General features: G+C 64.6%; 10 protein-coding genes and 2 tRNA genes. All 12 read right to left on the bottom strand.

Annotation, left to right across the window (positions count from 1 at the left end):
- Position 1 precedes the first annotated feature (1 nt).
- Positions 2–592, bottom strand: coding sequence for a ribosome maturation factor RimP (gene rimP, locus RI032_RS14995; RefSeq protein ID WP_005410450.1), 591 nt, complete (start codon positions 590–592; stop codon positions 2–4).
- 358 nt (positions 593–950) lie between these two features.
- Positions 951–1,027, bottom strand: a tRNA-Met gene (locus tag RI032_RS14990).
- An 82-nt stretch (positions 1,028–1,109) separates the two neighbouring features.
- Positions 1,110–1,186, bottom strand: a tRNA-Met gene (locus tag RI032_RS14985).
- A gap of 127 nt (positions 1,187–1,313) precedes the next feature.
- Positions 1,314–2,774 carry an NADH-quinone oxidoreductase subunit NuoN gene (gene nuoN / locus RI032_RS14980; RefSeq protein WP_005410451.1) on the bottom strand — a complete coding sequence of 487 codons (1,461 nt, stop codon included), beginning with the start codon at positions 2,772–2,774 and terminating at the stop codon, positions 1,314–1,316.
- Positions 2,775–2,789: 15 nt separating this feature from the next.
- On the bottom strand, positions 2,790–4,298 hold the full coding sequence (locus RI032_RS14975; protein ID WP_005410452.1) for an NADH-quinone oxidoreductase subunit M: 1,509 nt from the start codon (positions 4,296–4,298) through the stop codon (positions 2,790–2,792).
- 23 nt (positions 4,299–4,321) lie between these two features.
- Positions 4,322–6,481 (bottom strand): NADH-quinone oxidoreductase subunit L, encoded by a 2,160-nt coding sequence (nuoL, locus tag RI032_RS14970; RefSeq protein WP_191849726.1) that lies wholly within the window; start codon positions 6,479–6,481, stop codon positions 4,322–4,324.
- A 7-nt stretch (positions 6,482–6,488) separates the two neighbouring features.
- Entirely contained in the window at positions 6,489–6,794 is a 306-nt protein-coding gene (gene nuoK / locus RI032_RS14965) for an NADH-quinone oxidoreductase subunit NuoK (protein ID WP_006381125.1), read from the bottom strand.
- On the bottom strand, positions 6,791–7,447 hold the full coding sequence (locus RI032_RS14960; RefSeq protein WP_322547207.1) for an NADH-quinone oxidoreductase subunit J: 657 nt from the start codon (positions 7,445–7,447) through the stop codon (positions 6,791–6,793). Before RI032_RS14960 ends, nuoK begins: the two co-directional genes overlap by 4 nt.
- 9 nt (positions 7,448–7,456) lie before the next feature.
- Entirely contained in the window at positions 7,457–7,945 is a 489-nt protein-coding gene (gene nuoI, locus RI032_RS14955) for an NADH-quinone oxidoreductase subunit NuoI (RefSeq protein ID WP_005417924.1), read from the bottom strand.
- A gap of 4 nt (positions 7,946–7,949) precedes the next feature.
- Positions 7,950–9,044, bottom strand: a complete 1,095-nt coding sequence (gene nuoH, locus RI032_RS14950) for an NADH-quinone oxidoreductase subunit NuoH (protein ID WP_006381129.1) — start codon at positions 9,042–9,044, stop codon at positions 7,950–7,952.
- Positions 9,041–11,275, bottom strand: coding sequence for an NADH-quinone oxidoreductase subunit NuoG (gene nuoG / locus RI032_RS14945; RefSeq protein WP_322547206.1), 2,235 nt, complete (start codon positions 11,273–11,275; stop codon positions 9,041–9,043). Before nuoG ends, nuoH begins: the two co-directional genes overlap by 4 nt.
- Positions 11,272–12,612 carry an NADH-quinone oxidoreductase subunit NuoF gene (gene nuoF / locus RI032_RS14940; protein ID WP_005417934.1) on the bottom strand — a complete coding sequence of 447 codons (1,341 nt, stop codon included), beginning with the start codon at positions 12,610–12,612 and terminating at the stop codon, positions 11,272–11,274. The genes nuoG and nuoF overlap by 4 nt, the downstream gene beginning before the upstream one ends.
- Positions 12,613–12,614: the final 2 nt, after the last annotated feature.

Genomic DNA, 12,614 nt, shown 5'->3' with positions numbered 1-12,614 from the left:
CTCACTCCGCGCGCGGCTTCTTTGCCGCCGGCTCGTTGGAAGAAGAATTCGTGTTCGGCTTCGGACGCTTCGGTGCCGGACCGGTCGGCTTGCTCGGGGCCAGCCCCAGCGCCACCCAGTCGGGCATGATCCGTGCCTTGTCGATGTTGTCGGCCGACACCACCACTTCGGTCTTGTCGACGATGAAGGTGATGGTGCCAGCGGCCTCGTCGGTCGCCTCGATACGGCCCTGCAGGCGACGACGGTTGTCCTGCGGCAGCTTCAGCGTGACCTTGGCCGATTCACCCTGGTGGCGGGCGAACTGCTCCAGGTTGAACAGCGGGCGATCCACGCCCGGCGAGGACACTTCCAGCGTGTAATTGCCGCTGATCGGGTCTTCGACGTCCAGCTGCGCCGACACTTCGCGGCTGACCCGCTCGCAGTCGTCGACATTGATGATGCGCTCGGGCTGTTCAGCCAGCGGCACGTCGATGTAAAGGCGCAGGGTCGCACCGCCGGGGGCCGGCAGATACTCAACGCCCAGCAGCTCCAGGCCCAGCGACACAACGGTCGGGGCGAGCAGATTCGCGATGTCGGTTGCCTTGTCGCTCACAGCCTGCCTTGATCTCTTGGTTGGGTGCCGGCCTTGGCCGGCGTGAAAACATGACGCCCCGGAAACGACAAAGGGCCCGCTGGGCCCCTTTTTCCGGAAAGACTCCGGTGACTGGATTCCGGTTGCAACCCGCATTGCCTGCCGGTTGCGGCCCTCCTTCCGGGTCTGGACTCCCGCTGGGGAGGCCACCTTCAGGGGTGTTGCTAGGTCGCTGATGATAGCGGCTGCACCGCGCTGGTGCAAGGTGCGGGGCTACCCCGAAGCGTCCGCTGCGCTCGCCGGGCATGGCCCGGCGGATCGAGCACCGCCCCAAAGAAAATCGCCTTCGAAGCAGGACTTCGAAGGCGATTTCTTTACTTGGTAGCGGGGGCAGGATTTGAACCTGCGACCTTCGGGTTATGAGCCCGACGAGCTGCCAGACTGCTCCACCCCGCATCAGAAGCGGAATTATGAGCGATAACTTCAAAACATGCAAGCTTTCCCTCATTCATCAGACCGGTTGGCGCCGGCTCGATGTTGGTAGCGGGGGCAGGATTTGAACCTGCGACCTTCGGGTTATGAGCCCGACGAGCTGCCAGACTGCTCCACCCCGCACCGGAAGTGTTTGAACTGCTGCCCTGCTCTTTCGAGGAGGGCTACTGCAACGATGTTCTGGCTGAACCGCTGCAGTGACAACTCAGGCTGCGCATATTACACGAATCGCGCAGCTTTGTGTCAACTTTTATGCAAGATGCGCAAATGCCTGCTGGCACCAGACCATGATCGGGTTCCAGGCCAGGCCCAGCGCCAGCAGGGCCAGCGCGTTCACGCCCAGCACCAGGCCCAGTACGCGGTCATTGCTGCGCGGCATGGCCTCGCCCACCGGCTCATCGAAGTACATGACCTTGATGACGCGCAGGTAGTAGAAGCAGCCGACCACGGCGCACAGCACGCCGAGGATGGCCAGCCACAGCAGGCCGCCATTGACGGCAGCGCCCAGCACGGCCAGCTTGGTCCAGAAGCCCAGGAACGGCGGGATGCCGGCCAGCGACGCCATGATGCACAGCACCAGGCCGGCCATCCACGGGTTGCGGGCGTTCAGGCCCTTGAAGTCCTCGATGTTCTCGGCTTCAAAGCCGGCACGCGACAGCGCGATGATCGCGCCGAAGGCGGCGGTGGACATGATGGCGTAGGCCAGTGCGTAGAACAGCGCAGCGGCATAGCCCTGCGCGCCACCACCGGCGATGCCCATCAGCAGGAAGCCGATGTGCGAGACGGTGGAGAACGCCAGCATGCGCTTGAGGTTGCTCTGCGCGATGGCCATCAGGTTGCCGATGACCAGCGAGACCGCGGCCAGGCCGGCGATCAGCAGCTGCAGTTCGGTCGACAGCGGGCCCACGCCCATTTCCAGCAGGCGGTAGGCCATGCCGAAGGCGGCCAGCTTCGGCGCCGAGCTGATGAACAGCGCGATCGGTGCCGGGGCACCCTGGTACACGTCCGGCAGCCACATGTGGAACGGTGCGGCACCCAGCTTGAAGGCGACGCCGGCGATCATGAACACCGCACCGGTGATCAGCAGCACGCGCTCTTCCGAGTGCGGGATGGCGTCGCGGATGACGTCCAGGTGCAGGCTGCCGGTGGCGCCGTAGATCAGCGACATGCCGTACAGCAGCAGGCCCGAGGCCAGCGAGCCGAGCACGATGTACTTCATCGCCGCTTCCGAGGCCAGGCCGTTCTCACGGTTGCTGGCGACCAGGGCGTAGGAGCACAGCGCCAGCAGTTCCAGGCCCAGGTAGACCATCAGCAGGCTGCCGGCCGACACCAGGATCATCATGCCGGCGGTGCCGAACAGGATCAGCACCGGGATCTCGCCCTGGAACAGGTTGCGGTCACGCAGGTAACGCCAGCCATAGACCAGGGTCAGGCCGCTGAGCAGCACGATCCCGGTCTTCATCACGTCCGCGGCGGTATCGCGCACGAACATGCCATGGAAGACCTCCCCCTGCCCGCCCACGCCGGTGGCCAGCATGAACAGCACCACGGCCAGCGCAGCGAGCGAGAACAGGTGGGTGACGATCTTGTTCCGGTTGCTGACGAACAGGTCGAGGATCATCAGGGCGAAGGCGCTGCCGATCAGCACCAGCTCGGGAGCGAGCGGTGGCAGGTCAGCGGCGGTCAATGGCAGCAGCGGCGAGGTGGTCATCATCAAATCCTGGAATTACAGCAGCTTGCTGGATGCGATCTGCATCGCCAGCTTCGCGATCGAGGGCTCCATCAGGTCGGTCAGCGGCTTGGGGTAGATGCCCAGCGCCAGCACGCCGATGGCGAACACGCCCAGCACCAGCCATTCGCGGCCGTTGATGTCCTTCAGTTCGGCCACGTGGCTGTTGGCCACCTCGCCGAAGAAGATGCGCTTGTACAGCCACAGGGTGTAGGCGGCACCGATGATCAGGGTGGTGGCCGCGCCCAGTGCGATCCACGGATTACGCTGGAAGGCCGACAGGATGACCATGAACTCACCGACGAAACCGCTGGTGCCCGGCAGGCCGGCATTGGCCATGAAGAACAGCATGGCGAAGGTGGCGAACCACGGCATCACGTTGACCACGCCGCCGTAATCGGCGATGCGGCGGCTGTGCATGCGGTCGTACAGCACGCCGACGCAGGAGAACATCGCACCGGACACGAAGCCGTGCGAGATCATCTGCACCATGGCGCCCTGCAGGCCCAGGCGGGCGGCATCGGCGTTGCCGGCCTCACGCACCAGCCACAGGGCGATGAAGGTGCCCAGGGTGACGAAGCCCATGTGCGCGATCGACGAATAGGCGATCAGCTTCTTCATGTCGTCCTGCACCAGAGCGACCAGGCCGACGTAGATCACCGCGATCAGCGACAGCGCGATCACCAGCCAGGCCCATTCCTGCGACGCGTCCGGGACGATCGGCAGGTTGAAGCGCAGGAAGCCGTAGCCACCGATCTTCAGCGCGATGGCGGCGAGGATCACCGAACCGGCGGTCGGTGCTTCGACGTGGGCATCCGGCAGCCAGGTGTGCACCGGGAACATCGGCACCTTGACCGCGAAGGCGATCAGGAAGGCGAAGAAGATCCAGGTCTGTTCCTTGGCCGACAGCGGCAGCGCGTACAGGTCGGCCAGCTGGAAGCTGCCGCCCTTCATGTACAGGTAGATCAGCGCCACCAGCATCAGCACCGAGCCGAGGAAGGTGTACAGGAAGAACTTCAGCGCGGCGTAGATGCGGCGCGGGCCACCCCAGACACCGATGATCAGGAACATCGGGATCAGCATGGCTTCGAAGAACACGTAGAACAGCATCGCGTCCGTCGCGGCGAAGATGCCGACGGTGACGCCTTCCAGGATCAGGAAGGCCGCCACGTACTGGTTCACGCGCTTGTCGATGGCGCTCCAGGCGCCGATCAGGGCAAGCACGCTGACCAGGGTGGTCAGCAGGATCAGCGCCACGGCAATGCCGTCCACGCCCAGGTTGTAGCCGATCTTGTACGCCGGGATCCAGGCATGGGTCTCGACGAACTGCAGGCCGTCGATACCCGCGTTGTAGCCGCTCAGCAGCGAGAGGCTTGCAACGAAGGTGAGCACCGCGACGCCCAGCGACGCCCAGCGGGCAGTCTGTGCATCACGGATCGCAAGGATCAGGGCGCCACCGATGATCGGCAGCCAGATGAGGACACTGAGTAGAGGCCAGTTCGACACGTCTTCTTATTCCGTACAGGTCATCAACGCAGGTAATGCATCAGCACGCCCAGCAGGGCAATCAGGCCGATGATCATCGCGAAGGCGTAGTGATAGAGGAAACCGGATTGGGTACGACGCAGCACGCCGGCTGCAACGTCCACAACACGTGCCGAGAGATTGACCACGCCGTCGACGATGTTGCTGTCGATCCAGCGCGAGACCTTGCCCAGCTTGACGCTGCCGCCGGCAAAGCCATCGATCCACAGCTTGTCGAAGCCGTACTTGTTTTCCAGCACCGAAACGATCGGGGCGAAGGTCTTGCGCGCCTTGCCCGACAGGTCCGGCTTCCAGAGGTAGAACAGCGCGGCCAGCAGGAAGCCCGCGAGGGTCAGCCAGAACGGCGGCAGCATCATGCCGTGCAGCGCGAACGCGACCGGACCATGGAACTCTTCACCCAGGAACGCGACGGTGTTCTTGGCCGGATCGTAGAAGTCGACGATGCCGGTGAAGAACGTCTGCGCCTGGCCCTTGATCGCCTCGTGCGCATGGTGGCCGGCCCAGTCGGTGCCATGCAGCATCGGGCCGATGCTGAAGAAGCCGATGGCGATCGACGGGATGGCCAGCAGGATCAGCGGCAGGGTCACCACCCACGGGGTTTCGTGCGGCTCATGCGGACCGTGGCCATGGCCGTGGTCGTCATGGGCATCGCCATGGTGGGCGTCGGCGGCGTGGTGATCGTCATGGCCATGGCCATGATCGTCGTGCGCGTCGCGGAAGCGTTCCTTGCCATGGAAGGTCATGAACAGCAGGCGGAAGCTGTAGAAGCTGGTCACCAGCACGCCACCCAGCACTGCCCAGTAACCATAGGTGGCCACCCAGCTGTTCTGCATGTGGGCGTGGATCTCGGCCGCCTCGATGATGGTGTCCTTCGAATAGAAGCCGGAGAAGAACGGCGTACCGACCAGGGCCAGCGTACCGATCCACATGGTGACGAAGGTGATCGGCATGTACTTGCGCAGGCCGCCCATCTTGCGCATGTCCTGCTCGTGGTGCATCGCGATGATGACCGAGCCGGCACCCAGGAACAGCAGCGCCTTGAAGAAGGCGTGGGTCATCAGGTGGAACACGGCCGCCGAATAGGCCGACACGCCCAGGGCGACGGTCATGTAGCCCAGCTGCGACAGCGTGGAGTACGCGACGACGCGTTTGATGTCGTTCTGCACGATGCCGATCAGGCCGGTGAAGAACGCGGTGGTGGCACCGATGAACAGCACGAAGTTCAGCGCGGTCTGCGACAGCTCGAACAGCGGCGACATGCGGGTGACCATGAAGATACCGGCGGTCACCATCGTCGCGGCGTGGATCAGTGCCGAGATCGGGGTCGGGCCTTCCATCGAGTCCGGCAGCCACACGTGCAGCGGGACCTGGGCCGACTTGCCCATGGCGCCGATGAACAGGCAGATGCAGATGACGGTGGCGATCGACCAGATCACCGGCTCGTTCAGCAGCTGCATGCCCAGGATCGTGCCGTCCCAGATCTGCAGCTGGGCGCGCGGGTCAGCCAGCATGCCGGCCTGCGAGAACACCTGCGAGTAGTCCAGGGTGCCGAACACCCACAGCACGCCGGCGATGCCCAGCAGGAAGCCGAAGTCACCGACGCGGTTGACCAGGAACGCCTTCATGTTGGCGAAGATCGCGGTCGGGCGCTTGAACCAGAAGCCGATCAGCAGGTACGACACCAGGCCCACCGCTTCCCAGCCGAAGAACAGCTGCAGGAAGTTGTTGCTCATCACCAGGGTGAGCATCGAGAAGGTGAACAGCGAGATGTAGCTGAAGAACCGCTGGTAGCCCGGATCGTCCTGCATGTAGCCGATCGTGTAGATGTGGACCAGCAGCGACACGAAGGTCACCACCACCATCATCATCGCGGTCAGCTTGTCGACCATGAAGCCGACGTGGGCCGAGTACTGGCCGACTTCAAAGAACGTGTAGATGTTCTGGTTGAACGGCTGCGCACCGCCCCAGAGCAGCTGGTAGAGCGTGTACATCGACAGGCCGCAGGCAACCGCAACGCCGAGGATGGTGATGGTCTGCGCGCCGAAGCGCTTGACCTGGCGACCGAACAGGCCGGCGATGATGCTGCCGAACAGCGGTGCAAGCACCACTGCGATCAACAGACTCTTGGAGAGAGTGATTTCCATCTGTGGATCAGCCCTTCAACGAATCGACTTCGCCGACATTGATCGTGCGGCGGGTACGGAACAGGGTCACCAGGATCGCCAGGCCGATGGCGGCTTCCGCGGCGGCGACGGTCAGGATGAAGAACACGAACAGCTGGCCGGACGGATCGCCCAGCTGACGCGAGAACGCGACGAAATTGACGTTCACCGACAGCAGCATCAGCTCGATCGACATCAGCAGGACGATGACGTTCTTCCGGTTGAGGAAGATGCCGGCCAGGCTGATGGCGAACAGCACCGCGCCCAGCGCAAGCATGTGGCCAAGGGTAATCACGGCTGGGTCTCCTCGCCGGTGGCCGGCTTGATGTTGCTGTGCACGACCGGCGCTTCGGCGCCCATCTTGACCATGCGCAGGCGCTGGCCGGCCTTGACCATGGTCTGCTCGCCCGGGTTCTGGCTCTTCACGCCGGTACGGCGACGCAGGGTCAGCATCACGGCGGCAACCACGGCCACGGTCAGGATGACCGCAGCGAACTCGAACGGCAGCAGGTATTCGGTGAACAGCGTGCGCGCCAGCCAAGTGACGTTGGAGCTGTCGGCAGCGACCGCGGCGGCGTTGTCGGCGGGGAACGGGGTAACCGCCCTGCCCTTCACGCCGATCAGGATCAGCATCTGGACCAGCATGGCCACGGCAACGATCAGGCCGACCGGCAGGTAGCGGACCCAGCCCTCACGCATCTTGGTGGGATCGATGTCCAGCATCATCACCACGAACAGGAACAGCACCATCACCGCGCCGACATACACCAGCACCAGTGCCACACCGAGGAACTCGGCGCCGACCAGCAGCCAGACGCAGGCGATGGAGAAGAAGGTCAGCACCAGGCAGAGCACGGCGTGAACCGGGTTGCGCACGCTGATCACCGCACCGGCCGAAACCGTTGCCGCGATGGCGAACACCCAGAAAGCGATATTTACCCAATCCATCTCTCGACCTCAGCGGTAAGCGGCATCGGCGGCGCGACGCTCGGCGATCTCGGACTCGAGACGGTCGCCCAGGGCCAGCAGCTGCGGCTTGGTAACGATGTTTTCGCCACGATTCTCGAAGTGGTACTCGAGGATGTGGGTTTCGACGATCGAGTCCACCGGGCAGCTTTCTTCACAGAAGCCGCAGAAGATGCACTTGAACAGATCGATGTCATAGCGCGTGGTACGGCGGGTGCCGTCTTCGCGCTTGGCCGAGTCGATGGTGATGGCCAGTGCCGGGCACACCGCTTCGCACAGCTTGCAGGCGATGCAGCGCTCTTCACCGTTGGGGTAACGGCGCAGGGCGTGCAGGCCACGGAAGCGCGGCGACTGCGGGAACTTCTCCATCGGGTACATCATCGTGTACTTGGGCTTGAAGCTGTACTTCAAGGTCAGCCAGAGACCGGCCAGCAGTTCGAGCAGCAGCAGGCTCTTGAAGTAATGGGTAATCCTGTTCATCACTTTAGACGCCCTTTTGAATCACGCCGAAGAACACCATGACGGCGGTAACCGCGATCCACAGAATGGCCAGCGGGATGAAGACCTTCCAGCCCAGGCGCATGATCTGGTCGTAGCGGAAGCGCGGGAAGCTGGCACGGAACCAGATGTAGGCACTGGCGAAGAAGAACACCTTGACGAACAGCCACGGTGCACCGCCCTTCCAGATCCAGTCGACCAGCGGCGAGACATCGCCGAAGTTGACCCAGCCCTGGATCGGGCTCAGCCAGCCGCCGAGGAAGAAGATCGAGATCAGGAAGCTGATCAGGATCATGTTCGCGTATTCGGCCAGGAAGAACAGGGCGAAGGCACCGCCGGAGTACTCAACCATGTGGCCGGCGACGATTTCCGACTCGCCTTCCACCACGTCGAACGGCGCGCGGTTGGTTTCAGCCACGCCCGACACCCAGTAGATGACGAACAGCGGGAACAGCGGCAGCAGGAACCAGTCGAAGAAACCGGAATTGCCGGCCTGCGCCATCACGATGTTGCTCAGGTTCAGGCTGCCCGACGCGATCATCACGCCAACCAGGGCGAAGCCCATGGCGATTTCGTAGCTGATCATCTGTGCCGAGGCGCGCATCGCGCCCAGGAACGCATACTTCGAGTTGGATGCCCAACCGGCCAGGATGATGCCGTAGATGCCCAGCGAGGTCATCGCCAGCAGATACAGCAAGCCGGCGTTGGCGTTGGACAGCACGATCTGCGAATCGAAGGGCACCACCGACCAGGCCGCGAAGGCCGGCGCCAGGGTGATCAGCGGTGCCAGCAGGTAGATCGCCTTGTTGGCACTGCTCGGCTGGACCACTTCCTTGAACAGCAGCTTGAAGACGTCGGCGAAGGCCTGGAAGATGCCCATGCCCACGTACATCGGGCCGTGGCGGACGTGCATCCAGCCGATCAGCTTGCGTTCCCAGACCACATAGAAGGCCACCGAGATGATCACCGGAACGGTGATCACCAGGATCTTCAGGATGATCCAGATCAGCGCGCCGATGTCACCGAGGCCAAGCAGCCACTGGTGCAGCGGGTCGACCGCGTTCAACAGCAATTCGTTCATGCAGCCACCACCGATACGCGAGCGGCACCCAGCGGCGCGGTCGCGCCGTGGCCCGATTCAATCCAGACCGAACCCGCAGCGACGCGGGCGTCGACCACCACCGGCAGGGTGGCCTTGCCGGCATCGGTGCCGACCTTGGCCATCTGCCCTTCCTGCAGCTGCAGGCGAGCGGCATCTTCAGCATTCAGCACGATGCGCGGGGCGTTGTTGAGCGGATGCGACTGCAGCGCCGGGGCGCGACGGACCACCGCATCGGTGCGGTAGATCGCGGCGGTCGAAGCCACTTCCAGGCCTTCGCCGGCGACCGCCGGCTGCGCCGAAGCGGCGACGGCGACCGACACCGGGGCCAGGCTGGCACGCAGGCCGGCCAGGTCGGTGAAGTCGAAACCGGCCACGGCCAGCTCGCCGCCCAGGGCGCGCAGCACGCGCCAACCCTCACGGGCCTCGCCCGGCAGCTTGCCGCCGGCACGGGCCAACTGCTCGCGACCATCGAGGTTGGTCAGGGTGGCGTCGATTTCCGGCAGCGCACCGATCGGCAGGATCACGTCGGCGACGTCGCGGGTCGAAGCACAGGCGAACTGGCTGAAGGCCACCACCTGGGCACCCACCAGCGCCTTGCGCGCGGCGGGTGCGTCGGCGAAGTCCAGGCCCGGCTCCAGGCCGTACACCACGTAGGCCTGGCGCGGCTGCGCCAGCATCGCGGCGACGTCCTTGCCGGCCGGTAGCACACCGGCGCGGGTCAGGCCAACAGCATTGGCGCCCTGCGGGATGCGGCACAGCTTGGCACCGGTAGCGGCAGCGAAGTCACGCGCGGCGGCGCGGATCGCGGCAGCCTGCGGGTGGTTCTCGGCGATGCCACCAACGATCAGCACGGTGTTGTTGCCGCCCTGCACTGCCGAACGCAGCTCGGCGTTGGCCAGCGCGTCGACGAACTTCGACGGGGCAACGATCTGCTTGCCGGCGACACTGAAGGCGAAGTCGAAGTCCACCGGATTGACGACGTGGATCTTCGCGCCCTTGGTGGTCTGCGCCTTGCGCAGGCGAGCGTGCAGCAGCGGCAGTTCGTGGCGGATGTTGCTGCCCAGGACCACGATGCGGTCGGCGCCCTCGATCTCGGCCAGCGGCAGGCCGAACACTTCGGCGGTTGCGGCGTCGGAGAAATCGCGGTTGTTGATGCGGTGGTCGATGTTGCCCGAGCCCAGGCCCTTGGCCAGGCGGGCCAGCAGTGCGCCTTCCTCGTTCGAGGTCGACGGGTGCACCAGCACGCCCAGGTTGTCGCCCTGGTTGGCCTTGAGGATTTCGGCGGCCGCGGCCAGGCCTTCGGCCCAGCTCACTTCCTTCCACTCGCCGTTGACCTTGCGCAGCGGCTTGACCGCACGGTCTTCGCTGTACAGGCCCTGGTGCGAGTAGCGGTCACGGTCGGACAGCCAGCACTCGTTCACGGCTTCGTTGTCGCGCGGCACGGTGCGCAGCACTTCGCCGCGACGCACGTGCAGGAACAGGTTCGAACCCATCGCGTCGTGATAGCCCAGCGACTCGCGCGCGGTCAGTTCCCACGGGCGGGCGCGGAACTGGAACACCTTGTTGGTCAGCGCGCCGACCGGGCAGACGTCGACGACGTTGCCGGACAGCTCGGTGGTCAGCGGCTTGCCGTCGAAGGTACCGATCTGCAGGTTCTCACCGCGGTACATGCCACCCAGTTCGTAGGTACCGGCCACGTCGGCGGTGAAGCGGACGCAGCGGGTGCACTGGATGCAGCGGGTCATCTCGGTGGCAACCAGCGGACCCATGTCCTCGTCAGGCACCACACGCTTGCGCTCGTTGAAGCGGCTGACCGAACGGCCATAGCCCAGCGACACGTCCTGCAGCTCGCACTCGCCGCCCTGATCGCAGATCGGGCAGTCCAGCGGGTGGTTGATGAGCAGGAACTCCATCACCGAGCGCTGGAACTTCAGCGCCTTCTCGCTGCGGGTGGCGACCTTCATGCCGTCCATCACCGGGGTGGCACAGGCCGGCGCCGGCTTCGGCGACTTCTCCACGTCCACCAGGCACATGCGGCAGTTGGCGGCGATCGGCAGCTTCTCGTGATAGCAGAAGCGCGGAATCGGAATGCCGGCCTTGTCGGCCGCCTGGATGATCATCGAGCCCTTGGGCACGACCAGCGACTTGCCATCGATCTCGATGGTGACGTGATCGGGTGGGACGCTCGGATTTACGGGTTGCGCGCTCATGCAGCGGCTGCCTCCACCTTCTTGCCGTCAACCATCGAATGACCGTTGACGATGTAGTACTCGAACTCGTCCCAGAACTGGCGCAGGAAGCCCTGGATGGGCCATGCAGCCGCTTCGCCGAACGCACAGATGGTGTGGCCTTCGATCTGCCCGGCCACTGCCTTCAGCTGGTGCAGGTCTTCCATCGTGGCCTTGCCGGCGACGATGCGCTCCAGCACGCGGTGCATCCAGCCGGTGCCTTCACGGCACGGGGTGCACTGGCCGCAGGATTCCTTGTGGAAGAACTGGCTGATGCGGCAGGCGAACTTGACGCAGCAGACGCTGTCGTCGAGCACGACGATCGCACCCGAGCCCAGGCCGGAGCCCAGCGCACGGATGGTGTCGTAGTCCATCGGCAGGCCCTTCAGCTCGGCCGCGGTCAGCACCGGCATCGACACGCCGCCCGGGATCGCGCCCTTGAGCTTGCGGCCCGGACGCAGGCCACCGGCCATTTCCAGCAGGTCGTCGAAGGTGGTGCCCAGCGGTACTTCGAAGTTGCCGCCGTTCTGCACGCAGCCGGACACCGAGAAGCACTTCGGGCCGCCGTTGGCGGTCAGGCTCAGGCCCTTGAACCACTCCGGGCCGTTGCGGATGATCGCCGGCACCGAACCGTAGGTTTCGGTGTTGTTGATCGTCGACGGCTTGCCGTACAGGCCGAAGTTGGCCGGGAACGGCGGCTTGTAACGCGGCTGGCCCTTCTTGCCTTCCAGCGATTCCATCAGCGCGGTTTCTTCGCCGCAGATGTACGCGCCGGCGCCCAGCGCGCCGTAGATGTCGATGTCCACGCCGCTGCCGAGGATGTTCTTGCCCAGCCAGCCGTTCGCATAGGCGTCGGCCAGGGCCTGCTCGAAGTGCTCGAACGGCTCGTGGTGGAATTCACCGCGCAGGTAGTTGTAGCCCACGGTCGAACCGGTGGCGTAGCAGGCGATCGCCATGCCTTCCACGACCGAATGCGGGTTGTAGCGCAGGATGTCGCGATCCTTGCAGGTGCCCGGCTCGGATTCGTCCGAGTTGCAGAGGATGTACTTCTGCATGTTGCCCTTGGGCATGAACGACCACTTCAGGCCGGTCGGGAAGCCGGCGCCACCGCGGCCGCGCAGGCCCGAGGCCTTGACCATCTCGATGACCTGCTCCGGCGGGATCTTCTCTTCGAGGATCTTGCGCAGGGCGGCGTAGCCACCGGTCTTCAGGTAGCTTTCGTACGACCACGGGGTGTCGTAATGCAGGGTGGTGTAGACCACCTGGTGCGGCAGCGGCGCGGGGCCGACCGGACCCTTGGATTCGTGGTGATGTGCCATGC

This window comes from Stenotrophomonas geniculata, from assembly GCF_034508895.1.
Lineage (GTDB): Bacteria > Pseudomonadota > Gammaproteobacteria > Xanthomonadales > Xanthomonadaceae > Stenotrophomonas > Stenotrophomonas geniculata.
This window is presented reverse-complemented; position numbering and strand designations above follow the sequence as displayed.

Excerpts from the sequence above, each read along its gene's own strand:
- nuoN (WP_005410451.1), bottom strand. The coding sequence starts at position 2,774 with ATGACCACCTCGCCGCTGCTGCCATTGACCGCCGCTGACCTGCCACCG.
- nuoL (WP_191849726.1), bottom strand. The coding sequence starts at position 6,481 with ATGGAAATCACTCTCTCCAAGAGTCTGTTGATCGCAGTGGTGCTTGCA.
- RI032_RS14960 (WP_322547207.1), bottom strand. The coding sequence starts at position 7,447 with ATGGATTGGGTAAATATCGCTTTCTGGGTGTTCGCCATCGCGGCAACG.
- nuoI (WP_005417924.1), bottom strand. The coding sequence starts at position 7,945 with ATGAACAGGATTACCCATTACTTCAAGAGCCTGCTGCTGCTCGAACTG.
- nuoH (WP_006381129.1), bottom strand. The coding sequence starts at position 9,044 with ATGAACGAATTGCTGTTGAACGCGGTCGACCCGCTGCACCAGTGGCTG.
- nuoG (WP_322547206.1), bottom strand. The coding sequence starts at position 11,275 with ATGAGCGCGCAACCCGTAAATCCGAGCGTCCCACCCGATCACGTCACC.
- nuoF (WP_005417934.1), bottom strand. The coding sequence starts at position 12,612 with ATGGCACATCACCACGAATCCAAGGGTCCGGTCGGCCCCGCGCCGCTG.